This window comes from Paraburkholderia sp. SECH2, assembly GCF_030464795.1.
GTDB lineage: Bacteria > Pseudomonadota > Gammaproteobacteria > Burkholderiales > Burkholderiaceae > Paraburkholderia > Paraburkholderia aspalathi.
Window position 1 is genome coordinate 390,932 of the sequence record NZ_JALPRH010000004.1, and the last position, 24,375, is coordinate 415,306.

Annotated in this window: 23 protein-coding genes; 11 read left to right on the forward strand and 12 right to left on the reverse strand. The window is 62.8% G+C overall.

The window, feature by feature from the left end:
* Positions 1-28: 28 nt before the first annotated feature.
* From M0D66_RS11000 to M0D66_RS11010, 3 genes are read left to right on the forward strand one after another with little or no spacing between them, the layout of a single operon-like run.
* On the forward strand, positions 29-616 hold the full coding sequence (locus M0D66_RS11000; RefSeq protein ID WP_093642724.1) for a DUF2760 domain-containing protein: 588 nt from the start codon (positions 29-31) through the stop codon (positions 614-616).
* Positions 613-2,463 carry an Hsp70 family protein gene (locus M0D66_RS11005; protein ID WP_266210755.1) on the forward strand — a complete coding sequence of 617 codons (1,851 nt, stop codon included), beginning with the start codon at positions 613-615 and terminating at the stop codon, positions 2,461-2,463. The genes M0D66_RS11000 and M0D66_RS11005 overlap by 4 nt, the downstream gene beginning before the upstream one ends.
* Entirely contained in the window at positions 2,460-5,348 is a 2,889-nt protein-coding gene (locus tag M0D66_RS11010) for an Hsp70 family protein (protein WP_266210756.1), read from the forward strand. Before M0D66_RS11005 ends, M0D66_RS11010 begins: the two co-directional genes overlap by 4 nt.
* 14 nt (positions 5,349-5,362) lie before the next feature.
* Here M0D66_RS11010 and M0D66_RS11015 read toward each other — a convergent pair whose 3' ends face one another.
* Together M0D66_RS11015 and M0D66_RS11020 are read right to left on the reverse strand one after the other, a co-directional pair.
* Complete coding sequence (locus M0D66_RS11015) at positions 5,363-6,394, reverse strand: diguanylate cyclase (RefSeq protein WP_266210757.1); 1,032 nt, start codon at positions 6,392-6,394, stop codon at positions 5,363-5,365.
* A gap of 182 nt (positions 6,395-6,576) precedes the next feature.
* On the reverse strand, positions 6,577-7,374 hold the full coding sequence (locus M0D66_RS11020; RefSeq protein WP_266210758.1) for a phosphodiesterase: 798 nt from the start codon (positions 7,372-7,374) through the stop codon (positions 6,577-6,579).
* A 258-nt stretch (positions 7,375-7,632) separates the two neighbouring features.
* Between M0D66_RS11020 and M0D66_RS11025 the strand changes: the two genes are divergently transcribed.
* From M0D66_RS11025 to M0D66_RS11035, 3 genes are all read left to right on the forward strand, one after another.
* On the forward strand, positions 7,633-7,887 hold the full coding sequence (locus M0D66_RS11025) for a type II toxin-antitoxin system HicA family toxin (RefSeq protein ID WP_093642740.1): 255 nt from the start codon (positions 7,633-7,635) through the stop codon (positions 7,885-7,887).
* Positions 7,884-8,216 (forward strand): type II toxin-antitoxin system HicB family antitoxin, encoded by a 333-nt coding sequence (locus M0D66_RS11030; protein WP_200622173.1) that lies wholly within the window; start codon positions 7,884-7,886, stop codon positions 8,214-8,216. The genes M0D66_RS11025 and M0D66_RS11030 overlap by 4 nt, the downstream gene beginning before the upstream one ends.
* A 150-nt stretch (positions 8,217-8,366) precedes the next feature.
* Positions 8,367-8,675: a hypothetical protein gene (locus M0D66_RS11035; protein ID WP_266210759.1), complete on the forward strand. Its 309-nt coding sequence runs from the start codon at positions 8,367-8,369 to the stop codon at positions 8,673-8,675.
* Between the two features lie 49 nt (positions 8,676-8,724).
* On the opposite strand, the gene phnX is transcribed toward M0D66_RS11035, so the two are convergent.
* Both phnX and M0D66_RS11045 read right to left on the reverse strand, forming a co-directional pair.
* Positions 8,725-9,528 (reverse strand): phosphonoacetaldehyde hydrolase, encoded by an 804-nt coding sequence (gene phnX, locus M0D66_RS11040; RefSeq protein ID WP_093642749.1) that lies wholly within the window; start codon positions 9,526-9,528, stop codon positions 8,725-8,727.
* 62 nt (positions 9,529-9,590) lie between these two features.
* On the reverse strand, positions 9,591-10,820 hold the full coding sequence (locus M0D66_RS11045) for a 2-aminoethylphosphonate--pyruvate transaminase (protein WP_266210760.1): 1,230 nt from the start codon (positions 10,818-10,820) through the stop codon (positions 9,591-9,593).
* A gap of 118 nt (positions 10,821-10,938) precedes the next feature.
* Here M0D66_RS11045 and M0D66_RS11050 point away from each other — a divergent pair, with 118 nt between their 5' ends.
* Complete coding sequence (locus M0D66_RS11050; RefSeq protein WP_266210761.1) at positions 10,939-11,820, forward strand: LysR substrate-binding domain-containing protein; 882 nt, start codon at positions 10,939-10,941, stop codon at positions 11,818-11,820.
* A gap of 128 nt (positions 11,821-11,948) precedes the next feature.
* Here M0D66_RS11050 and M0D66_RS11055 read toward each other — a convergent pair whose 3' ends face one another.
* The 3 genes from M0D66_RS11055 to M0D66_RS11065 form a co-directional block, all read right to left on the reverse strand.
* Positions 11,949-12,695, reverse strand: a complete 747-nt coding sequence (locus tag M0D66_RS11055) for a glucose 1-dehydrogenase (RefSeq protein WP_200651659.1) — start codon at positions 12,693-12,695, stop codon at positions 11,949-11,951.
* Positions 12,696-12,947: 252 nt separating this feature from the next.
* Entirely contained in the window at positions 12,948-13,970 is a 1,023-nt protein-coding gene (locus M0D66_RS11060) for a histone deacetylase family protein (protein ID WP_266210762.1), read from the reverse strand.
* Between the two features lie 79 nt (positions 13,971-14,049).
* Positions 14,050-15,360, reverse strand: a complete 1,311-nt coding sequence (locus M0D66_RS11065; protein WP_211701387.1) for an MFS transporter — start codon at positions 15,358-15,360, stop codon at positions 14,050-14,052.
* A gap of 139 nt (positions 15,361-15,499) precedes the next feature.
* Here M0D66_RS11065 and M0D66_RS11070 point away from each other — a divergent pair, with 139 nt between their 5' ends.
* The gene (locus M0D66_RS11070; RefSeq protein WP_200651728.1) at positions 15,500-16,459 is read left to right on the forward strand and encodes a LysR family transcriptional regulator; all 960 of its coding nucleotides are present in this window, start codon (positions 15,500-15,502) and stop codon (positions 16,457-16,459) included.
* Between the two features lie 153 nt (positions 16,460-16,612).
* On the opposite strand, the gene M0D66_RS11075 is transcribed toward M0D66_RS11070, so the two are convergent.
* Positions 16,613-17,362 carry a sulfite exporter TauE/SafE family protein gene (locus M0D66_RS11075; RefSeq protein ID WP_211701386.1) on the reverse strand — a complete coding sequence of 250 codons (750 nt, stop codon included), beginning with the start codon at positions 17,360-17,362 and terminating at the stop codon, positions 16,613-16,615.
* Between the two features lie 173 nt (positions 17,363-17,535).
* On the opposite strand from M0D66_RS11075, the gene M0D66_RS11080 reads away from it, so the two are divergent.
* Together M0D66_RS11080 and M0D66_RS11085 are read left to right on the forward strand one after the other, a co-directional pair.
* Entirely contained in the window at positions 17,536-18,426 is an 891-nt protein-coding gene (locus M0D66_RS11080) for a LysR family transcriptional regulator (protein WP_266210763.1), read from the forward strand.
* Positions 18,427-18,594: 168 nt separating this feature from the next.
* Positions 18,595-19,572 carry a PDR/VanB family oxidoreductase gene (locus M0D66_RS11085; protein WP_266210764.1) on the forward strand — a complete coding sequence of 326 codons (978 nt, stop codon included), beginning with the start codon at positions 18,595-18,597 and terminating at the stop codon, positions 19,570-19,572.
* Positions 19,573-19,626: 54 nt separating this feature from the next.
* Here the strand turns inward: M0D66_RS11085 and catC are convergent, their stop codons facing one another.
* The 3 genes from catC to catB2 all read right to left on the reverse strand — a co-directional run bounded on the left by catC (position 19,627) and on the right by catB2 (position 22,176).
* Positions 19,627-19,917, reverse strand: coding sequence for a muconolactone Delta-isomerase (gene catC, locus M0D66_RS11090; protein WP_093642773.1), 291 nt, complete (start codon positions 19,915-19,917; stop codon positions 19,627-19,629).
* 145 nt (positions 19,918-20,062) lie between these two features.
* Positions 20,063-20,971: a catechol 1,2-dioxygenase gene (catA, locus tag M0D66_RS11095; protein WP_266210765.1), complete on the reverse strand. Its 909-nt coding sequence runs from the start codon at positions 20,969-20,971 to the stop codon at positions 20,063-20,065.
* A 47-nt stretch (positions 20,972-21,018) separates the two neighbouring features.
* On the reverse strand, positions 21,019-22,176 hold the full coding sequence (gene catB2 / locus M0D66_RS11100) for a muconate cycloisomerase CatB2 (protein WP_266210766.1): 1,158 nt from the start codon (positions 22,174-22,176) through the stop codon (positions 21,019-21,021).
* A gap of 102 nt (positions 22,177-22,278) precedes the next feature.
* Here catB2 and M0D66_RS11105 point away from each other — a divergent pair, with 102 nt between their 5' ends.
* Positions 22,279-23,166, forward strand: coding sequence for a LysR family transcriptional regulator (locus tag M0D66_RS11105; protein ID WP_093642783.1), 888 nt, complete (start codon positions 22,279-22,281; stop codon positions 23,164-23,166).
* A 54-nt stretch (positions 23,167-23,220) separates the two neighbouring features.
* Here M0D66_RS11105 and M0D66_RS11110 read toward each other — a convergent pair whose 3' ends face one another.
* Complete coding sequence (locus M0D66_RS11110) at positions 23,221-23,913, reverse strand: CBS domain-containing protein (protein ID WP_093642786.1); 693 nt, start codon at positions 23,911-23,913, stop codon at positions 23,221-23,223.
* Positions 23,914-24,375: the final 462 nt, after the last annotated feature.

A 24,375-nucleotide genomic window follows, 5' to 3' on the forward strand; every position in this document is an offset into this window, starting at 1 on the left:
CCTTTAACAGAGCCCCTCAGGAGCATTCATGACCGATTCGAACCCGTCTTTCCTCGGCAGGATTTCACTTGCCGTCAGTACGTTTTTCAGCATCCTCGGCGATGGTGAATTCGCCGCCGGCGTGCTGCGTCTGCGTAACAGCGGCGCCGCTGCGGCGAGCGCAGCACCCGCACCCACGCCCGCTCCCGCCGCGGCACCGGCTCCCGCCCCGCAACCGGCGCCCACGCTGAAAGAAGCGAGCCCGGACGCCGCACTCCAACTGCTTGGCCTGCTGCAACGCGACGCGCGCTTCATCGATTTCGTCGAAGAAGACATCAAGGCCTATAGCGACGCCGACATCGGCGCCGCCGCCCGCCTCGTGCACGACGGCTGTCGCACGACGCTGCGCGAGCATTTCACGATCCGTCCGGTGCGCGACGAAGCCGAAGGCAGCCGCGTGACGCTGGCCGAAGGTTTCGACGCCACCTCGATTCGCCTGACCGGCAATGTGGTCGGCAAAGCGCCGTTCAACGGCAGCATCAGCCACCGCGGCTGGCGTGTCGACGAAGTGCGTCTGCCGAAGCTGACCGACAGCCACAACGCCAAGGTCATCGCACCGGCCGAGGTGGAGCTATGAGCGACGCACGCTTCTCAATCGGTATCGACCTGGGCACCACGCATTGCGCGCTGTCCTACGTGGACACCACGGCCAGCGACGGGGAAAAGACCACTCAAGGCGTGCTGCCGGTCGCACAACTCACGGGCCCAGGCGCGATCGACAACCTCGATCTGCTGCCCTCGTTCCTCTACCTGCCGCATCCGGACGAACTTGCCTCGGGCGACCTGTACCTGCCGTGGACCGGCCAGCGCGAATTCGCAGTCGGCGAGTTCGCCCGCAGCCGCGGCGCGGCCACGCCGATCCGGCTCGTGTCGAGCGCCAAGAGCTGGTTGTGCCATCCGGGCGTCGACCGTCGCGCGGCGATTCTGCCGAACGACGCGCCGCCCGAAGTCGCGCGCGTGTCGCCGCTCGAAAGCTCGGTGCGCTACCTGACGCATCTCCGCGAAGCATGGGACCACGCGCATCCGGACGCGCCGTTCAGCCAGCAGGACATTACGGTGACGATTCCCGCGTCGTTCGATCCGGCCGCGCGCGAGTTGACCGCCGAAGCAGCAGAAGCCGCCGGCTATGGACGCATGACACTGCTCGAAGAACCGCAAGCCGCGCTGTATAGCTGGATTCAGAAAAGCGGCGGCCAGTGGCGCAAGCAGGTCAAGGTCGGCGACATCATTCTCGTGGTCGACGTGGGCGGCGGCACGACCGACCTCTCGCTGATCGCGGTGATCGAGCGCGAAGGCAATCTCGAACTGCATCGCGTTGCGGTCGGCGAACACATTCTGCTCGGCGGCGACAACATGGACCTGGCGCTTGCCCACGTGGTCGCGCGCAAACTTGCGGCGCAGGGTACCCAGGCCGACGCGTGGCAACTGCGCGCCCTCACCTATGCGTGCCGCTCGGCGAAGGAAACGCTGCTCAGCGACCCGTCGACCGATACCGTGCCGCTCGTCGTGCCGAGCCGCGGTTCGAAGTTGATCGGTGGTTCGATCCGCACCGAACTCACGCGTGCGGAGTTGACCCAGACGATTCTCGAAGGCTTCTTCCCGCAGGTGGATAGCGCTGCGCGTCCGGTAAGCCGCGCGCGTGCCGGTCTGACGCAACTCGGTCTGCCCTATGCGCAGGACGCGGGCATCACGCGGCATCTGGCGGCCTTCCTTGGTCGTCAGGTGGGCGCGCTGGCCGAACTCGAAGGCTTGCGCGATATCGCCACGACGGACGGCGCGACTTTCCTGCACCCTACTGCCGTGCTCTTCAACGGCGGTGTGTTCAAGTCGCCGCTGCTGGTCGAGCGGATCATGGGCACGCTCAACGGCTGGCTCGGTGCCGAAGGTGCGCCGCAAGCACGCCTGCTCGAAGGCGCGGATCTCGATCTCGCCGTCGCGCGCGGCGCGGCTTATTACGGTTATGTGCGACGCGGCCAGGGCGTGCGTATTCGTGGCGGCACCGCACGCGCGTACTACATCGCGATCGAATCGGCGATGCCCGCCGTCCCCGGTCTCGAGCCGCCGGTGCAGGCGCTGTGCGTCGCGCCGTTCGGCATGGAGGAAGGCACAGACGCCGAATTGCCGGCGCAGGAATTCGGGCTGGTCGTGGGCGAGCCGGTGCACTTCCGTTTCTTCGGATCGTCGGTGCGTCGTCAGGATCAGGTCGGCACGCTGCTCGACTTCTGGGGTCCCGAGGAGTTGCAGGAACTGGAGGAAATCCAGGCGACGTTGCCGTCCGCCGGCCGCACTGCCGGTGAAGTCGTGCCGGTGAAACTGCATGCGCGCGTGACGGAAGCCGGCACGCTCGAACTCGAAGCCGTGCCGCGCGGCACCGACGAACGTTGGAAGGTCGAGTTCGACGTGCGCGGCAACGCCAATGCATGACTGAAGTGAAGCAGAAGCGCTACAGCGTCGGCATCGATCTCGGCACCAGCAACACGGTGCTGGCGTATGCCGCGGCGGGCTCGCAGGAAATTCGCGTCTTCGAGATCGATCAACTGGTGAGTCTCGGCGAAGTCGCCGCGCGGCCGTTGCTGCCTTCAGTGAGGTATCACGCGGCGCCGGGCGAGCTGAGTGCGGGCGATTTGCAGTTGCCGTGGCGCGCACCTGGCAACGCGGTCGATCGTGCTGGCGAAAGTCAGCAGGATCCACCCGTAGTAATCGGCAGGCTCGCGCGTGCGCTCGGCGGCCAGGTGCCGGGACGGTTGGTGGCGAGTGCGAAAAGCTGGCTGTCGCACGCGTCGGTGGACCGGGTCGCGCCGATCCTGCCGTGGGGCGCCGCGGACGATGTCCGCAAAGTCTCGCCGGTCGAAGCCAGCGCGAGCTATCTGGCGCACGTGCGGGCCGCCTGGAATCAACGCTTTCCCGACGCGCCGCTCGAAGCGCAAGACGTCGTGCTGACGGTGCCCGCTTCTTTCGACGAAGGCGCGCGAGCGCTGACGGTGGAAGCAGCGCGCATGGCAGGTCTGCCCACATTGAGGCTGCTCGAAGAACCGCAGGCCGCGTTCTACGACTGGCTGTTTCATCATCGCGACAGCCTTGCGACCGAACTGTCGGACACGCGACTCGTGCTGATCTGCGACGTGGGCGGCGGCACCACCGACCTCACGCTGATCGAAGTCCGCATGCGTGACGGCGAGCCGGAGCTCACGCGTATCGGCGTGGGCAACCATCTGATGCTCGGCGGCGACAACATGGATCTCGCACTCGCGCATCGCGTCGAGGCACGTTTGCCTCAAGCGGGCAACGAGCGCTTGCGTCTGTCGGCGGCGAGCCTCTCACAACTGGTCGAGCGTTGCCGCGGCGCGAAGGAACAACTGCTCGGTCCAGACGCGCCGGAGTCGGCTTCGATCACGCTGCTCGGCGCGGGCTCGAAGTTGATCGGCGGCGCACGCACGGTGCAGGTCACACGAGAGGAAGTCGAGCAGATCATCGTCGACGGCTTCTTTCCGGCGGTGGCATCGAACGAACGGCCCGGCCGACCGCGCGGCGCGATCGTTGAGTTCGGCCTGCCCTATGCCACCGACGCAGCGGTCACGCGTCATATCGCGGCGTTTCTGAACCGCTTCGCGGCGCAGTCGCGTAAGGCGCTGGGTTCCGCTGCTGATTCGTCCGCACTTCCTTCCGATGCTGGTGAAGCTCAGGACGAGCCTTTGCCGGTACCCGACACACTGTTGCTGAACGGCGGCGTGTTCCGCGCTGAAGCGCTCGCGCAACGCCTGTCCAGCACTTTGGGCACGTGGCGCGGCGAAGCGCTCAACGTTCTGCACAACGACAATCCCGACGTCGCCGTGGCGCGCGGCGCGGTCGCTTATGCCCTCGCCCGCGCGGGTCAGGCGCCGAAAATCGGTGGCGGCTCGGCGCGCAGTTACTTCCTCGTGCTGGACGAAACCGGCGATGGCGCACGCGACGCCGAACCCGCGCAACGCGGCATCTGCCTGCTGCCGCGCGGCACCGAAGAAGGTCACGAGATCCGGATCGAAGACCGTACGTTCGCGCTGCGCCTCGGCCACCCTGTGCGTTTTCACTTGGCCTCTTCAAGCGCGGATACCGTCTATCAACCAGGCGAACTTGCCGACCTTACACAAGGCGATTTCGTTCGACTGCCACCTATTGCGACGATCGTGCAACCGCGCGGCGCGAGCACGACACGCGGTGAAACCGCGGTACAGATCGCGACATCGCTGACCGAAGTGGGCACGCTTGAAGTGCACTGCATCGAGCTCGACAATCCGGCGCAGCGCTGGCTACTCGAATTCCAGTTGCGCCGTGAAGATGCTCAGGTGAACCTGGCGGCGGATCCAGCACAAGCCCGGCACCCCGCGCTCGACCAGGCAATCGACCATATCGACCGCTGCTTCGGCACGCGCGCGCAAAAGGTCGACCCGAAAGAAATCAAACGCCTGCGCTCGCAACTCGAACAGCTGCTCGGCCCGCGCGATGGGTGGAACAGCGCGCTGCTGCGCGAACTGTTCGGCGCGCTGTGGGAACGCGCGCGACGCCGGCGGCGTTCGGCGGATCACGAACGCCTGTGGCTGAATCTCGCAGGCTATTGCGTGCGGCCTGGCTTCGGCTATCCGCTCGACGAATGGCGCGTTGAGCAACTCTGGTCGCTCTTCGACGACGGCATCCAGTACGTCAACGAAAGCCAGGTCTGGTCGGAATGGTGGACGCTATGGCGCCGCGCTGCGGGAGGCCTCGATGAAAGCGCGCAACTGCGCGTGCTCGACGCGATGGCCTATCTGCAAACGGCCGCGCAATCGCGTCACAAGTTGCCCTTCGACGTGTCGAAAACCGGCTTCACCGACATGGTCCGGCTGAGCGCGTCGCTCGAACGCATTCCGGTCGAACGCAAGATCGAGCTCGGCGAGTCTGTGCTCACGCGCTTGAAGAAGCCTGCGGAGAATCATCAAAGTTGGTGGGCGGTCGGACGCATCGGTGCGCGGCGGCCGTTCTATGGCAGCGCGCATAGCGTCGTGCCGCCGGACGTCGCGGCGCTTTGGCTGAACACGATCCTCGCGCTCGACTGGAAGAAGGTCGACCCCGCAGCGTTCGCCGCCGTGCAGATTGCCCGCATGACCGGTGACCGCTCGCGCGACCTGCCGGAAGACGTGCGCCAGGCCGTGGTGCGCAAACTCGAAGCAGCCAATGCGCCGCGCGCGTGGATCACGATGGTCGGCGAGACCGTGGAACTCGATGACGCCGACGAAGGCCGTGTGTTCGGCGAATCGCTGCCTGCGGGGTTGAAGCTGATAACGGCAGCGCTGTAGCGACGCAGCCTACCCTAGGCCATCGTCACCAGATTCCTGCCTTCGTGTTTCGAGCGGTACAGCGCCCGGTCCGCGCTCGCGAAACCCTCGCGATGCGCCAGCCGCGACCCCTCGGTCATACGCGTCAGCGAGGCGCCGACGCTTACCGTCACCATGCCGAGCGGCGAGGCGCGATGTTCGATCGCCAGATCTTCGACACCCTGCCGTAGCGCTTCGAGCGTGCGTTCAAGCGTCACCGGCTCTGCTCGCAGCACCAGCAGGCCGAACTCCTCGCCGCCCATGCGTCCGGCGATGATGCGCTCACCGTCGGACGCCGCCTGCATCACCGAAGCCACCTTGCGCAAACAATGGTCGCCCGCCTGGTGGCCGTAGGTGTCGTTGTACTGCTTGAACCAGTCGACGTCGACCACCACCGAGCCCATCACGTCGCCCTCGCGTGCGTCTTTCCATTTGCGCGCGATGCTTTCCAGCAGGAAGCGGCGGTTGTACAACTGGGTGAGCGGATCGATCGCGGTGGCCGTGCGCATTTTCAGATCATTTTCGATCATTGCGCGCAGGTGGTAAAACACGCCACGTTGCGACGCATCGAGGCGGCCGGGCGCCGGGTCCATCGCGCAGAGCGCGCCGACGATCTCGCCGTTCGGCGCGCGCAGTGCAATCGCCGCGTAAAAGCGCACGAAGGGATGGCGCTGCACCAGCATGCATTCGCCGAAACGGGTGTCGTCGTGGGCATTCTCGATGACGAACAGGTCCGCGTCGCGCACTGCATAGTCGGCCAGCGAGCGCGCGCGGGTCACGAGCGGCATCGCCATGCCGACCTCGGCCCGGTAGTGCTGATGCTCCTCGTCGAGCAGCGTGATCGCGGTGATCGCCGCGCCGGTCACGCTCTTCAGAATTTCCGCCGCGTGCGTGAAGCATTCGCGCATCACCTGATCGTCGTGCAACAGCCACTCGATGACTGACGATTCCACCTCGGGTTCGCCAGTGGCGGACGGATCAACCAACATCCTGCTGGACAGACGGTCGTTACTGTAAGCGAGTTGCACGGCTGGTTCCCGGAAGTGACTAGCTCGTGTCAACGGCATCTGCATTCGAAACTTGAGCGGCGGGCAACGGGTTCATTCCACAGACGATTGCAACCCGTCCTCGCTTAATCCCGATCCTCTGCGCCGCGGCCGAAGCGACCCTCTTTGACGACCACGACCAACAGACGACCCGCGCTACGCTTTCACGCAAACGGCAACGGCCCCTCGAACCGGCCGATATAGCTCAGATGCGAAACGGCCGGCTTGCCCTGCACCCAGCGATGCAGCATGAAAGCAGGCGGCTCGAGATACGACGCCGGTTGCGCATCGGCCTCCACACGCAAAGCAATCTGCGTCGTCGTGCTCGGACAGGTCAGCACCGGCACAGGGCCGAGCCTCGTCTGCATCGACCGATGCACATGTCCCGCGATCACACGATCGACGTGCGGGTGCGAAGCGATCAAGGCGGCGAACGGTTCCGCATCGCGCAGTCCATAAAGATCGAGATACGGTATGCCGGTAATGAATGGTGGATGATGCATGGCGATCACGGCCGTGCGGTCCTGGCAGGCGTGCAGTTGTGCATCGAGCCACGCCAGATCGTCGCGGTTCAGTTCACCGTGATGCTTGTCAGGCACAGAGGTATCCAGCGCGATCAAGCGCACAGTGCCGACGTCGCGTGTGAAATGCAGCGGACCGCTGCGAGGCAGCCATGGATGATCCGCGAACGCTTCGCGCAGATGATCACGGTTGTCGTGATTACCGGGCATTACGATGTAAGGAAGCGTCAGCGCGCCGAGCAGTTCGCGCACCATCGCGTATTCAGCGGGCCTGCCTTCGTCGACAAGATCGCCCGTAATGATGACTAGATCAGGGGCCGGTCTCACCTCGTTCAGCGCGGTAATCGCCCGCGCGAGCATGGCGTTCGAGTCAACCAGGTCCTGATACAACGAGCCCTTCGGCCGGACGTGGATGTCGGAAATCTGCGCGATGCAGGTCATCGGATGGCGCTCCACGAACGGTGTGAATGGGGGATTGTTCTATTAGAACGAATCGAGCATATCTTCGGCAGGGACGCAGACAAAATAAATCTTCTGTGCGTGCTAACCACCTGCCCTGCTCTCACACAGCAGCATAGACCCCGGCCATCGTCGTAAATCCTTCGAGGCGTTTGATCTGTATGCTCTGTTCACAAACGCTGAGGCCAACTGGTTCAGATAGCCACACCACAGTACCAATTTGTGGTACCATTTTCCCTCATGAAGCGAGCCCATTCCCGAACCCTTGAACTGATCTTCGCACGCCCCGTTTCGGCCAATGTGCGATGGTCCGACATCGAAGCGCTCTTCCTCGAGCTCGGCGCAAAGATCACCGAGCGCGAGGGCTCCAGAATCGCTGTTGTGCTGTTCGGCCAAGTGCAGGTCTATCACCGCCCGCACCCGCGCCCCACCACCGACAAGGGCGCGGTCGCCAGCATCCGCAAATGGCTCGAATCGAACGGAGTCAAACCATGAACATCCTTACCATCGACAACCATCGCGCAGTCGTCACGTATGACCCCGACACTGATATGCTGCGCGGCGAATTCCTCGGCCTGAACGGCGGTGCTGACTTCTACGCCAGCGATATCCCCACTCTCAAGGCCGAGGGCTCCAGGTCCCTGGCGGCTTTCCTTGAGGTTTGCAAGGAGAACGGCATCGATCCGTTTCGCCACTTCTCCGGCCGCTTCAATGCACGCATCAACCCCGAGCTTCATGCGCGCGCGGTCGAAACTGCTGCGGCCGAAGGGATCAGTCTCAACCAGCTCATCGAGCGGGCTATCGAACACGAAGTCATGACATAACGTCCGCGCCGCGACCGTGCCTGACGTGAAGCAACAAGGTGCATGTACCGAACCGAGAGGCAAACGCAGAAGGTAAACGAAGCGCGGGCCATGAGTGCTACCAACACTCACGGCCCGCTGACCACAACCAACTCAAAAAGGGAGTTGACCATGGCTAACATCAATCTTAAACCACGCCGCACCCGCACCGAACCACCAACGAATATTTCTGCAACACTTGAACGGGCACCTGCCACAGACAGCCTGCAGCAGCAGGCGAGGCGCGTCGCCTTTCCGTGGATGCTCGTCACTGACACGTTGCTCGAACGCATCGGCTTCCGCCCCGGACAGCAGGTCATGCTCAGCGTGGACCACAGATACGGCAAGATCACCATTTCTCTCGATCACGACTATACGATCGCAGGGAGGCCCATGACACAGAAGCAGATCAGACAGCGCGGCGGCCTTCGTACCGACTAACACCTGCTCCAGATACAACAAACCCGGCTCTTGCCGGGTTTGTCGCTTTTTAAGGCCGCTCACCTCGCGCCAACCGCGCATCAATCTCACGCACCACAGGCATCAGATCCGCGACACTATCGATCACATAATGCGCCCCGGCGGCCTGCAACTTCTGAATCGCCACCTTGCGCCGCCATGCAAACTCATCCGGCGCCAGCGCCTTGACATCATCCTCGGCCATGCCGAAAGCATTGCCGCTCACGGCAACACCCACCGCCCACGTGCCGCCGTTGATCCCTTCCTCGATACCGACTTCAGTGTCGTCGACCTTGATCGCATCCTTCGCGCGCCACACGCCGAGTTCCGGCAACGTCTTGTAGATCATGTACGGCGACGGACGCCCTTCCGGCGTGTCACCCGTACACACGATACTGTCCGGCGAAAAACCCTGAGCCGCCGCGCCGGGCACGATCTCGGCCATGATTTCACGCGTATAGCCGGTGGTCGTGCCGATCCTGATGTCGTCGCTGCGCAGCGCGCTCGCCACTTCCGCCACGCCCGGAATCACCGAACTGTAGCTCGCGGCCACCGCGATGTTCTTCGGCACGAAGACGTCGTACACGGCGTCGATGTCCGCTTCACCCGGCTTGTGGCCATACTTGTCGGCCCATGCTTGCGACACGCGCGGCAAGGCCATCAGCGCCGCGATATGCGGGCGCTTGGCCATGCCCATCGGGCCGCGTGCTTCGTCGATCGTGATCGACACGCCGAACTGCTCGAACGTCTCGACAAACGCGCCCATCGGGGCCAACGAACCATAATCGACCACCGTGCCGGCCCAGTCGAAAATCACTGCTTTTACGTGTTTCATTTACTTCGATTCTCTGGAGGTTGTAAGGCTCGCGCGACGTGCCGCGCATTTGTATTCCGTACTCAAGCCGCTTCGGCCAGGGTCTTGCGCTCTTCGAGCGCGGCCGCCGGCGGTGCGGCATGCGCGACGCCCATCGCTTGCAGCGACTGCGCGCAGGCTCGCACCACGCGGTGCATCACGCGCTCATCCACCTGGCCGATGCAGCCGATGCGGAAGCTATCCACCACCGTCAGCTTGCCCGGATAGATGATGAAACCCTGCTTCTTCATCAATTCATAGAAGTGTTCGAACTTGAACGACGGATGCGCCGGCGCAAAAAACGTCACGATGATCGGCGAGCGCCAACGCGCGTTCAGCAGCGGCTCGAAGCCGAGTTCCTGCATGCCCGCAACCAGCACGTCGCAATTGTTCGCGTAACGTGCGAGACGGCCGGGCTGGCCGCCTTCGAGCTTGTGCAGACGCAATGCTTCGATAAATGCGGCCACGGTGTGCGTCGGTGGCGTGAAGCGCCATTGGCCGGTGCGGTTCATCACGTCCCACTGGTCGTACACGTCGAGCGAGAGCGAATGGCTGCGGCCCTTGGCCTCCTGCAACGCACTCTTGCGAGCGATCACAAACCCGAAGCCGGGCACGCCCTCGATACATTTATTCGCCGAGGAGACAAAGGCCTCGCACGGAATCTGACGCACATCGAGCGGCAGCGCGCCGAATGCGCTCATCGAATCGATCAGCAGCTCGCGGCCTTTTTTAGCGGTGGCTGCGGCGATTTCTTCGATCGGGTTGAGAATCCCGGAGCTCGTTTCACAATGCACCGCGACCACGTGCGTGATGCGCGGATCGGCGTCCAGCATGCTTTCGACTTCGGCGCCGCGCGGCGGCAGGTAGTCGCCCTTGTCGAGCACCGTGCAGGCGCGGCCGAGATAACCGAGGGTGGTTGCGATGCGCTTGCCGTAGGCGCCGTTGGCCAGCACCAATGCATGGCCGTCGCGCGGAATCAGGCTGCCGAGCATGGCTTCGACGCAATAGCTGCCGCTGCCCTGAAGCGGTACGCAGTCGTACTCGCCGGCGGTGTCGCCGGCAATGTCCAGCAGGCTGCGGCGCAGTTGAGCGGTCATTGCGCGGAAGTCGCCGTCCCACGAACCCCAGTCGCGCAGCATCGCTTCCTTGGTCGAGAACGCCGTGGTCAGCGGTCCCGGCGTCAACAGATACGGCTCGCCCTGGGCCGGCGCGGCGCACATCACGGTTGAAGGCAGTGCGGACACTGTCGGGGCGCTGCCGATGACGCTTTCCATGGTCGGAATCTCCGATATCGCTGTTGCGGTCATGACACAGTACATAAAGGCTGTCCATCGGTAAAACCGATATAATCGATGCAGGTATCGCAAAAACTTATCTCTCGGCGAGGCAGACGTGCAATACGCGCAATTGCGGGCCTTTCATGCGGTCGCGGAACACGGCGGATTTTCCAAAGCGGCGCAGGCGCTGTCGCTCACGCAGCCGGCGGTGTCGGATCACGTGAAGCGGCTCGAGCAGGATTTCGGTGTCAAATTGTTCGAGCGCGGCCCGCGCGGCGTCGAAACCACTGAACTCGGTCTGCGTCTTTTCACCGTGACGCGGCAGATGCTCAGTTGCGAGCGCGACGCGCGGCAACTGCTCGAATCGGCAGGTGGGCTCGAGTCCGGCTCGCTCTCGCTGGCGGCGGACGCGCCCGATCTGGCCGTCGCGCTGATCGGCGCGTTTCGCAAGCTTCATCCGGGCATCGTCGTAACGCTCTCGATCGCCAATGCCGCAGATTGCATGCAGCGCGTGCTGTCGAGCGCGGTCGACGCCGCCATTACCGCCGCTCCACAAGTGCATAGCCGGCTCGAGTCACGCGTGCTGCGGCGCGATCCGCTGGTGGCCATGGTGCCGGCGAGCTATCCGGTGGCGAAGAAACGCAAGCTGAGTTACGCGGAACTGGTGCAACAGCCGATGATTTTTCGCGAGCGGCAATCAGTCACGCAGCAGTTGCTGGAGATCGAGTTGGTGCGCGAGTCGTTGCAGGTTGAACCGGTGATGTACGTGGATGGGCGCGAAGCGCTGGAGGAAGCGGTCGCGCAAGGCATGGGGGTAGGCGTGATCGCGCGCGCCGAATTCAAGGAATCGCGGCGGATCAGGATGATTCCGCTTCAGGATTGCCAGGTGCAGATGATCGAATCGCTCACGCGGTTGGCTGAACGGCCGGGGTCGAATCTGCTGGACGCGTTGTTTGCGGTGGAGCTGATAAGCGCCGCTACTGTGACGGCTCAATAAAACAATAAGCCGCCGGGCAACGATTGCCCGGCGGCGTTTTCATCCAGTCCTGGCGCAGCGGGCGCGTATCGTGGCAATGCATGGCATTGCCACATGAACCCATCACAACGCGCTGCCAGCCAATCCTGTTACCGCATACCGCCGCTAGCAATCAGGCTTTCGCCAGTCATCCAGCGCGAGTCATCGGACGCAAGGAACACGGTGACGTCGGCGATATCGTCAGGCTGACCAATACGGCCAAGCGGTGTTGTGCTGAGCGCCCAGGTCTCGAAGTCCGAGCCGATGAAGCCGGCGGTATGCGTGCCTTCCGTTTCCACCATGCCGGGATTCACGGAGTTGACGCGAATCTTGCGCGGGCCGAGTTCACGTGCGAGCACGCCGGTGATGGCGTCCACCGCGCCCTTGGTGGCGGTATAGACCGAGCTGCCCGGCGGCGTGATGCGGCTGACAACCGAGCTGACGTTCACAATGCTGCCGCCTTCGCCCAGATGCTTCACCGCCGCTTGCGTGACCAGGAGCAGACCCAGCACGTTCACGTCGAAGTGCTTGTGGAAGTGCGCTTCGGTGATGTCTTCGATCGGCGCCATCTCATACACGCCGGAATTGTTGACGAGAATGTCGAGGCGGCCATACGTTTCGACTGCCGAATCGATGATGCCTTTCGCGTCCGCTGCCTTGGACACATCGCCGCCAACGGCCACAGCCTTGCCGCCCGCCGCGGTGATTGCGGCAACCACATCATCCGCGCCTGCCTTGCTGGACGCATAGTTCACCACCACCGACGCGCCTTGCGCAGCGAGTGCCTTGGCAATCCCGGCGCCGATGCCTTTCGATGCGCCCGTTACAACCGCAACCTTACCTGTGAGTTTGCTCATGATCGTTTCCTTTGGATGGAGTTCGCGCCGGCGTCGCTGCCGCGAAGATTCGAGGGCTGACGCCGATGAAGCGAGACATGCAGTGGCGCTGTCACTGGACACAATGTAGGCACACTGGCCGCATGGATAAAGCGGCTGGAAACGAATAGATACGTCGGATGAGCCGAACAATCGGAAAGACGTTGGGGGCGGAACGCACAGGGGAAGGTCAAACAAAGGCGCGGCGGGCGCCGACGCGACACCCGCCTGACTTCATCGCTTCGACGCAAACCCACCGAAGAAAGACCGCGCGTTCGCATCGAGAGTTTCGATGTGATACCCGCCTTCCTGCACGATCAACGTGGGCAGTTTCAGCGCGCCGATTTGGCCGCCGAGTTGGCCGAAGCCCTCGGTGGTCACCGCCACCATCGATTGCGGATCGTCCTTATAGATGTCGAAGCCGAGTGCAACGACCAGCACGTCCGGTTGAAAGCGCGCGAGAACACGCAGCGCCGCGTCGAGTTGCTCGAAGAACACGGCTTCCGACGAACCATGCGGCATTGGCAAATTGACGTTGTAGCCCTCGCCTTGCTCCGCGCCGCGCTCGTCTTCGAACCCGGCTACCACGGGATAGAAATTCGTCGGATCGCCGTGAATCGACACGTACAACACGTCGTCACGTCCGTAGAAAATCTCCTGAATGCCCTGGCCATGGTGCATGTCGGTATCGAGAATCGCCACACGCCCGTACTTCCGCCGCAGCGCCTGCGCTGCAACCGCTGCATTGTTCAGATAGCAGAAACCGCCCGCCGCTTCGGCCCGCGCGTGATGGCCCGGTGGACGGCATAACGCGTACGCCTCACCCGAACCGTCGAGAATCGCGTGCGCGCCGGCCAGCGCGCTCTGTGCCGACCAGTAAGCGGATTCGTAGGTATCCGCGCCAACCGGACAACTGCCATCGGCGAGATAGCGTGCCGCTTGTGCAAGCACGCCGCGCAGCGGATTGTTCTCGCGGATATACACGTTCGACATCACTTCGTCGCCCCACTCCGCGGGAATCTTTTTCCATTCGCGGTGCGCTTCTTCCAGGAAGCGCAGATAGTTCATGCCATGCACCGCGGCGAGCGGCGCGGCGCCGAAATCCGCCGGTTCCTGCACGTCGAAACCGAGCTTCTTCACGGCCTCGACGAGGCGCAACGCACGTTCGGGCACTTCCTGCGGTGTGCGCATCTGGCCACGCGACAGATAGCTGCGCGGATGATGCTTCAACTGCACCGGATGAAAAAACGTCTGCATAGTCCAATTCCTTTGCTTCAGGCGTAGGCCGGTGCGGCCATCATCGCACGCGCCGGCAACGTCTTTGATTTCATTTGATTCAGCGTGCCGGCAGTGCTTCGGGTGCGTCGGCACGACGGTGTTTCAGCGCATCCAGTGCGACGATGCACGACAACGAGATGCCCGCGAGGCACGTGTAAAACACGGCAAGCGGCCACCATTGCCCGGTGAATTTGTGCGCGAGCCATGTCCCCGCCAGCGGCGTCAAACCACCGGCAATCGCGCCGCACACCTGGTACGACAGCGAGATCGCCGAATAACGCACCCGCACCGGAAACACACCGCTGACAAAGCCCGCGATCACCGAATAGAAACTCGCCATGCACACCACGGCAAGCGCGATGCCGACAATCATCGAAAGCCGGCTGCCGCTCTGCACGAGCGTGAACATCGGATACGGCGAGAGCATCGCGGCGAACGCGGCCAGCTTGAGGAAGCGCGCACCACCGATCTTTTCAGCGAGCCATGCGGCGAGCGGTTGCGACAGAAACTGGATGATTGCGACCGCGAACAGGCAATCGAGAATCAACGATTTCGACACACCGATGTTTTGCGTGGTGTACGAAATCATGAAAGTGTTGGTGAAGTACACGCCCGCAATGCCGATCGTGTTCGCGCCGATGCACAGTGCAACCAGCGCGCCGGAAGAACGGAACACTTCGGCAATCGGCAACTCGACCGTACGCTTCGCTTCTTTCTCGCGCTGGAATTCCGGCGACTCGTTCACACCGAGGCGAATGAAAATGCCGACCACGAGCAACACCGCGCTCGCCAGAAACGGCAGACGCCAGCCATACGCGATGAAATCGTCGTGCGACATCGACGTGACCGCGCGAAATGCGATCAGCGAAAGAATCAGCCCGGCTGGGCTGCCCAGTTGCGCGAACGAAGCAAAGAACGTGCGCCGCCCTTTCGGCGCATGTTCGCCGGCCATCAGCACGGCGCCGCCCCACTCGCCACCCACCGCCACGCCTTGCACCACGCGCAGCAACACCAGCAGCACAGGCGCGAGCACGCCGACCTTCGTATAAGCCGGCAGCAAGCCGACGCATACGGTGGCGACACCCATCATCATCAGCGTGGTCATCAGCGCCTTTTTTCGGCCGATGCGATCACCCAGATGGCCGAAGATCACGCCACCCAGCGGCCGTGCAAAGAAGCCGACCGCGAAGGTCGCAAACGACGCCATCGTGCTGACAAACGGATCATGCGAGGGGAAGTACAACTCGCCGAACACCAGCGCGGCGGCCGTGGCGTAGATGTAGAAGTCATACCACTCGATCATCGTGCCGATGAAAGCGGCGCTGGCCGCTCGCACGGGCTGACGGGTGGCTTGGGGTGAAGCGTTCATGGCGGCTCCTCTGTCGCGATGCCTGATATCAGGCCATCTTGTGAGGTGTTTTATCGCCAGCCATAAAATATTAGTCAAATTTCGGTTTATTATCCCGGCTATAAATCTGGCTAATGTCGAAGGTGATTCCATGACTCAGTTGCGCGCGGACGTCACGCGTTTTTTGAATGACCGGCTCGACTGGAACCTGTTGCGCACCTTCCTCGTGATCATGCAGGAGCGCAGCGTCAGCCGTGCCGCGGCCCGTTTGCATCTGACGCAACCTGCAGTTAGCCAGGCGCTTAAACGGCTCGAAGACACGCTGGGGCGCAATCTGATCCAGCGTCGCGGCCCGCACTTCGAACCGACTCGCGCCGGCGAGGAGGTGTACCGCATTGCCAGCGATATTTACGGCCATATGTCGCGGCTGGAAACCGAACTCGACGACCGCAGCGACGACATCACCGGGTCGATCCGGCTTCTGTCGGTGAGCCGGATCGACTCCGGCGTCTACGACGAATTTCTCGCGGAATTCCACAAGAGCTATCCGCGCGTGGATTTGCAGATCGAAGTGATGCGCTCGTCGGACATCATCTCGTCGTTGCTGCAAAAAACGGCCACGGCCGGGCTCGGCTTGTGCCGCACGCCCGTCGATAAACTCGAACAGCGCTGCTTTCTGCGGCAACGGTATGCGCTTTTCTGCGGACGGCATCATCGGCTGTTCGGGCGGCATGCATTGTCGATCGATCAATTGCTGGCGGAAAACTTCGTATCGTTCACCAGCGACCAGATTGGCGACAGCTTGTCGCCGCTCACCGTGTTTCGCGATCAGCGCGGCTTTACCGGGCGCATCGTGGCGGCCTCGCCGAGCCTCGATGAAGTGCGGCGGCTGATCTTCGCGGGCTATGGCATCGGCTGTCTGCCCGAGCACATCGTGCGCGACGATCTCGCACAGCAACGCTTGTGGCGTCTGCCACCCGAAGAGGGTCTGGTCGACGTCGACATCGATCTGCTGTGGCTGCGCGCACGCAAGATGAACGCCGCGGAGCAGGCGTTTCTCGATGGCATGGAACGCACGATGCAACGCTACGCGCTACCTGAGCGGCTTGCGCCGCGCTAACCGAAGATAAGTCTGATGGTTCACCGATTTCCGCATTTGCGGATAAACGCGATCTGCACCGCCACACTTGCCAGTACAGCTAACGCGCCTAACGTATCCAGAATAGTCGACCACACAATCCAGCCCTCCTGCTTCACGCTTCCCACTTCCTGATCAAACGAATACGCGCGCCAGTAACTGAATACCCAAGCCGAGCAGACAAATGAAAAACCAGCGGCGGAAGGTCGCCGGACTAATGTGGCCGCGCACCCGCTGGCCGATCCACATGCCGAGCAAGGCAGGTGCTACGGCGCAAAGCGACGTGCCGAGGTCGTCGACCGCAAATGCATGCTCCCTTGTCAGTCCGATCGCGAGCGCGATGGTGGAAACGGTGAACGACAGGCCGAGCGCCTGGACCAGATCCTCTTTTTTTAACGTTAAGCCCTGAAGATAAGGCACCGCCGGCACAACGAACACGCCGGTCCCTCCGGTGATCGCGCCGGTGACCACGCCGACCGCCGGCGACAGCCAGCGCTCGTGGCGTGCCGGCACCGAGAAGCGCCACGCCATCAGCCCGGCCGCGGCATAGAGCGTCAACGCGGCGCCCAAGCCGGCCACGGCCCATTCGCCACCGCCGCCGGCAATGAACGATGCAGCCGCGAGCGTGCCCGCGACGATGCCCACCATCATCGGCCACAAACGTCTGAGCAATTCCCGCACGCTGGGCCCCGCGAACAACTGCCAGACGTTCGTGACGAACGACGGCAGCAACAGCATCGCTGCCGCCTGCGCCGGCAGCATCAGCGTGCCGAGCACGCCCATGGCGACGGTCGGCAGGCCCATGCCGGTCACGCCCTTGACGAAGCCAGCGAGCACGAAGGTCGCGGCAATCACGCTCGCATGCAGCGCAAAAGAAGAGGTCATGGGGATGAGGTTCTGGATGTCATGTCCGCGATTTTCGATTGCCGCAGCGCCGTCCACAATGCGTAAGATACGTACTGTGACTTAGGCTATAACTAAGGCTAAAACTGCATCTGCATCTGCATCTGCAACCGCAACGCCAGTCACGGTTACGACACCAACTAAAATTCGACCCCATGCGCTTCGACCTGATCGATCTCCGCCTTTTCCTGAACATTCTCGACACCGGCAGCATCACGCACGGCGCGGCGCGCGCGAACATGTCGCTGCCGTCGGCCAGCGCGCGTTTGCGCGGCATGGAAGACGCATTGGGCGTGCCCTTGCTGGAGCGCGGCCGGCGCGGCGTGGAGTCCACGGCGACGGGCGATACGCTCGCGCATCATGCGCGACTCGTGCTCAGCCAGATCGACCGGATGCAAGGCGAGCTCGGCGAACATCAGACCGGGAGCAAAGCGTTTATCCGCTTGTGGACCAATACCGCCGCGATCACCGAGTTTTTGCCTGCCCCGGTTGGGCTCTTTTTGCGCGATCACCCCAACGTGCAGATCGATCTGAAGGAACGGCAAAGCAGCGAAACCGTGAAAGCGGTGCTGACCGGCGCGGCGGAGATCGGCATCATCTCGGATGCCGTCGAACACGGCGCGTTGCAAACGGTGCCTTTCGCCGTCGACAAACTCGTGCTGGTTACCAGCCGCGACGACCCGCTGGGCGCGCGTCGCCGCGTGACGCTTGCGGAAGTGGCCGACCGTGAATTCATCGGCTTGAGTACGGGCAGCGCGTTGCACGCCTATCTCGGCGAACGCGCCCTGCTATCCGGACAGCCTCTCAGCGTCCGCGCGCATATGCGAACCTTCGATAGCATCTGCTGCATGGTCGAACAGGGCGCGGGCATCGCGATCGTGCCGGCAACCGCCGCGAAACGCTATCGCGGCACGCCGGGCATTCGCACGATCGAACTGACAGACAGTTGGGCCACCCGTCAATTGCTGATCTGCATGCGCGACCTGAACGCGCTGAAACGGCCGGAAAAGGCGCTGGTCCGGCATCTGGCGGGTGTCGAAGGATGACGAGGATGCATGGCCGACACCCTATTATCAACACACCTTATTTCATAACCGATTTTTAATCGATTTGCCTGATTGTCGGCGGCTTCTTATCCTTGACGCACAACCGGGCGCCGCGCATTGCATGCGGCGTCCGCTCTGCCCCCTCCCTGTCCTTTGGCCAGCAAGATCATGGAAAGAACCACCTTCAGCGTACGCGTCGACAGCGTGCGTGACGAAGCGCACGGCGTGCGCTCGTTCAGCGTCTCGCGTCTGGACGGACAACCGTTCGACCGCTACGAGCCCGGCGCGCATATCGACGTCACCGTGCCCTCAGGCATCACGCGGCAGTATTCCCTGTGCGGCGACCCTGATCATCGTGAAGCGCACCTGTTTGCCGTCAAACGTGAAGACGCGTCGCGCGGCGGTTCGCGCTCGCTGCATGACGACGTGACGGTCGGTTGCGAATTGACGATCGGTGCGCCGCGCAATCTGTTCCAGCTTGCGTCCGGCGCGAGCGAGCACATTCTGATTGCGGCAGGCATTGGCGTCACGCCGCTGTTGAGCATGGCCTATCGCCTGCTCAAGCAGAACGAGCGCTTCGTGTTGCATTATTTCGCGCGCAGCGCGGAGCACGCGGCGTTCTTGCCATTACTCTCACGCGCACCGTTCAGCGATTTCGTGCGGCCTCACTTCGGCGTCGAACCAGAACAGCTCGATGCGGTGCTGGCCGACTGCGTGGCAAGCGCGGGCGAAGGTTCGCACATTTATACCTGCGGCCCGGGGCCCTTCATGGAGCGTGTGGTGGCGATCGGCGAAACGCGCGTGGCTTCGGAGGCGATTCACCTTGAACGCTTCGCCGCCGAGCCCGTTTCGGCAGCTAGCAGCGAATCGAACGCGCTCGATGCATTCGATGTGCAGATCGCCAGCAGCGGGGCTACGGTTCATGTCGATAAAAATACGACCATCGTCGCGGCGCTGGCGTCGATCGGTATCGAAGTCGATACCTCATGCGGCGAAGGCGTATGCGGAACCTGTATGGTCGATGTGGTGAGCGGCACGCCCGAGCATCGCGACCATTGCCTGAGCAAAGCTGAAAGGGCTAGCGGCAAAGTGATCTGCTGCTGCGTCTCCCGCGCCACGTCACCGCTGCTGGTGCTCGATCTTTAAGACTCTTTGATGCAAACCAGGTGCTGCATTCGCAGCACCTTCTTCCTTCTGCCCTTACCGGTCGTCGTCGCGAATCGACGATGCATGCCGGCACAGTGCGCGCACTTCGATATGCATGTACGGGAACAACGGTAACTGGCTCAGCACGTCATGCAGATGCGCGGGGCTTTCCACATCGAACACGCTGACGTTGGCGTAGCGCCCGGCGATGCGCCACAAGTGCCGCCATACGCCCTCTTCCTGCAGCTTCTGCGACATGGCTTTCTCATCGGCTTTCAAGCGCGCGGCGCGCTCGGCGTCCATATCGAGCGGCAGGTTGACGGTCATCTCAACGTGAAACAGCATGCTGGCTCTCCTTCTCTGATCGGTAATGAAAAACCCCGACTACGCGGAATACTCCGCCGCGCAGCCAGGGTCAATAGATTCGTGCGGTACGTGTATGCGTTTTCAGTCATCGGCGCGTTAGAGCGCCACAGCCGCAGTTGCAGCCTCAGGCTTCGGCGCGCAGCCGGTCGATTTCGGCACCCGGCAGGTTGTCGCGCTCCTTGAACAGCGTGAAGTCGAAGTCGATCAGCGCAAACTGGCCTTCCACGCCATAAGGCTTGCCTTCCGCGCCCTCAGCCTGCTTGACCGCAGGCACGAGGCCGTCGCGCGTGGCGAACGCAAAGTCGTCCCACAGATACGGATCGCCGTCGATGTTGATCTGCGTGGTCAGCTTGCGGCAGCCCGGCGCCGACACGAAGAAGTGGATATGCGCCGGACGATGCCCATGACGGCCCAGCTGATCGAGCAACAACTGCGTCTGCCCTTGCGGCGGCACCGAGTAACCGACCGGCACCACACTGCGGAAGCTATATTTGCCTTCGGCATCCGTACGAATCGAGCGGCGCAGATTGAACGCCGGCTGCGACTTGTCGAAGTACGAGTAGTTGCCGAGATGATTCGCGTGCCACACTTCAACCAGCGCGTTGGCGAGCGGCTTGCCATCTTCAGCAAATACGCGGCCGCGCATCACCAGCGTCTGGCCGGGATCGGTGCCGGCATCGAGTCGTGCATGCCCGTCGGACACCGGTGCGCCCGCCACATACAGCGGTCCTTCGATGGTGCGCGGCGTGCCGCCTTCAATACCGGCCTTGGCTTCCGCTTCGTCCATACGCAGATCGAGAAAATGCTCGAAGCCGAGGCCCGCGGCCAGCAGACCGAGCTCGCCGCTCTTGCCTGCGTCGCCGAGATAATTCAGCGCGGTCCAGAACTCGGCCGGCTGCACGTCGAGGTCTTCGATCGTATAGAACAGATCCTGGATGATGCGTTGGACGATCTGCTTCGTGCGCGGATTGCCTTCGCTGGTGGCGCTGTCATTGAATTTCTGCAGCAGTGCGTCGATAGCTTGCTTGTTCATGGGGTATCTCCTTCGTTTAATGTTCTCGGCGGTTAGCGGATGAACCGTCAGTTCGTGGTAACGCTTGCGCCTTTGCGCGTATCGCGCCGGAGGCGGTCGATCTTGTCCCAGTCGAGCGTGATGCCGAGACCGGGTCCTTGTGGAAGATGCAACGCAAAGTTTTCGTAGCGCAGCGGCTCGGTGAGAATCTCTTCGGTCAGCAGCAGCGGCCCGAAGAGTTCAGTGCCCCACTTCAGTTCGGCGAAGGTGCTGAAGAGTTGTGCCGAGGCGATCGTGCCCACCACGCCTTCGAGCATCGTCCCGCCGTACAGGTCGATATTCGCGGCGAGCGCAATCGCCGCCACCTGTGCGGCGCCAGTCAGACCACCCGATTGCGCGATCTTGACGGCGAAGACGTCAGCCGCACGCGCACTGGCGATGGCGAATGCGTCCGCCGGGCCGTGCAGCGCTTCGTCCGCCATGATCGGCACCTGAGCGAGATCCGTCAGGCGTTTGAGGCCCGCACGGTTCTCCGCGGCAATCGGCTGCTCGATCAGCGCAACGCCGGCATCGGCGAAGCGCTTGCCGGCCCAGATCGCTTCGGATTCGGTCCATGCCTGGTTCACGTCGACACGCACTTCGCCCCGGCCTTCCAGCGCTTTCTGAATCGCCACGACGTGCGCGACGTCGTCGGCCAACGCACGCGAGCCGATCTTCAGCTTGAACACGCGATGCCGCTTCGTTTCGAAAACGCGCTCGGCTTCGTCGATATCGCGGGTGGTATCGCCGCTTGCGAGGGTCCACGCCACGTCCACCGAATCGCGTACACGGCCGCCGAACAGCTCCGACAGCGGCACGCCGAGACGCTGCGCCTGGGCATCGAACAAAGCGGTTTCAACCGCGGATTTCGCAAAGCGGTTGCCCTGAAACAGCGTGCGCAGCTTCGCCATCGCCGCGCCCGGACGGGTTGCGTCCATGCCTTTGAGCAGCGGCGCGAAGTACGTATCGATGTTGACCTTGATGCTTTCCGGGCTTTCCTCGCCGTATGCGAGGCCGCCAATGGTCGTGCCTTCGCCCACGCCGACCACGCCGTCGGCGCAGCGGATGCGCACCAGCACTAGCGTCTGGCAATTCATCGTTGCAACCGAAAGCCGGTGCGGACGAATCGTCGGTACGTCGACGAGAATCGTCTCCACGCTCTCGATCTTCACGGGTGTTGCTATCATTCGGTGCTCTCCTGAACTGCTTTCATGAGAGCCCCATAGTAGAAACAACCCGCGAAGCAGTCCAACACCGATTCCGACTACTTCCATACCTTAGGGGTATGCATGGAACTTCGCCAACTCCGCTATTTCATCGCGGTCGCCGAAGAAATGAACATCACGCGGGCCGCCAATCGCCTGCATATGACGCAGCCGCCGCTCAGCCGCCAGATCCAGCAGATCGAGGAAAGCGTTGGCCTCGCGCTGTTCGAGCGCGGCTCGCGGCCGCTGCGGCTGACCGAAGCCGGCCGCATTTTCTATGCGCAGGCCAAGCGTCTGGTCGACGATGCCGACGAACTCGCCCCGCTCACGCGGCGCCTCGCGCAACTGGCCGAGCGCATCGTGATCGGCTTCGTGCCGTCCACGCTCTATGGCGCGTTGCCCGCGGTGATCCGCGCGTTTCGCGAGGCGGCGCCGCATATCGAGTTGTCGCTGATCGAAATGTTTACGATCGAGCAACTCGGTGCCCTCAAAGGCGGCCGTATCGACGTGGGTTTCGGCCGCTTGCGCTTCGACGATGCGCAACTGGCGCGCGAAGTGCTCGTCGAAGAACGGATGATTGCCGCGTTGCCGCAAAATCACCCGCTCGCGCGGCAGAAGAAGGCGCTGACGCTTGCCGCGCTTGCTGAGGAAACGCTGATCGTTTATCCGAGCACACCGCGGCCGAGCTATGCGGACCAGCAGCTATCGGCAATGCACGACCATGCGTTGGAGCCGAAAGCGGTTCATGAAGTGAGGGAGTTGCAAACCGCGCTGGGGCTGGTTGCGGCGCAGGTTGGCGTGTGTCTCGTGCCGGAAAGCGTCGAGGGTTTGCGCGCGCATGGCGTGGTGTACCGGCCGGTTCCGGCGGCCAATATCTCGTCGCCGATCATCATGAGCCGACGCTTGCAGGACGAGTCGCCGACGACCACGCTGCTCTGTTCGCTGGCGCGGGAGTTGTTCAAGCGGGGTTGAAGGCGCGGAAGGACGCTTGAAGCGGGCTCCAAGCGCCTCTTGATCGGCGCTGCGCTATAGCGACGGCATCACGCTCGGAAACACTAGGTGACTCTCTACGCGCTTGACGCCGGGCACGCCCTCGGCCGCGATTCGGATCGCGCGCTTTTCCTCCTCGGACTCGATCACGCCCCACAGATGCGCGACGCCGTCCGTGACGAGCACGCCTTGTTTCGGCAACCCCCAGCGCTGCCCGTGCATTTCCATGACTATTGCCTCGCGCAGGCTCACATCGTCGTGCGAAGCCGAGTCCACGGCCGGTGCGACGCTCGCGAGTGCGCGAATCAGGTTCGAGCGGCTCACGATTCCGACCAGCTTGCCGTCCTTCAGTACCGGCACGCGTTTGAGATGCCGGCGCTCCATGAGGTCCGCGATCTGCTGGAACGGCATGTCCTCGGGAATCGAAATCACCCGGTCGCACATCACGTCGCCGACGACATGTCCGTGCTCCTTCACATACCTCGCAGCCTCCCCGCGGGGCGAAGACGACAGCAGTTCGAGCCACCACGAGCGCTTTCCGTGGCAGGTGCCAGTCTCCACGCGATGCAGCAGATCGCCCTGGCTAACGATGCCGACGACCTGTCCGTTCGCGTCGACGACCGGCATGCCGCTGATACGATTATCGACGAACAGTCGTGCCGCGTCGTGGATTGTCATGTCCGGTGTGGCTGTGACGACGGACGGCGTCATGATGTCGAGTGCGCGCATGGTCGCTCCCTCAGCGTGTCGCGACGGGTCCCCATCTGTTGCACTCGTCGCACGATTTCGGCAGACGCACCGGCGGCGGGCCGCGCGGTGCTGAGGCGCCTGAATCCAGTGCTTAACAAACGGCCGCTCGCGCCAGTGTCGCGCATGCGGCGATGACTGCACGCTGTTCGGACTCTCGCGGTTCTGATGGATAAAAAGACGGAAGGCCACCAACACGGCCGTCTATTCGGGAATGAAAGGCAATATCGTCGGTGACTCGATCGAGGTAACACAGTCGAGACAACGATCATAGGCTGCATCTAGAGAAATATCCGACAAAAGCGAGGCGAATTCTGACTGCGGTTCCGTAGAAAACCCAGCCGTTGCTTCTTGGAGTGCCCTATTAAGTCGACTTGCGGGCGTCGCCACTTGTCCGGCGGCGCCCGTCTTTATTCTGGGGCGTATGAAAGCGACGAAGACAAC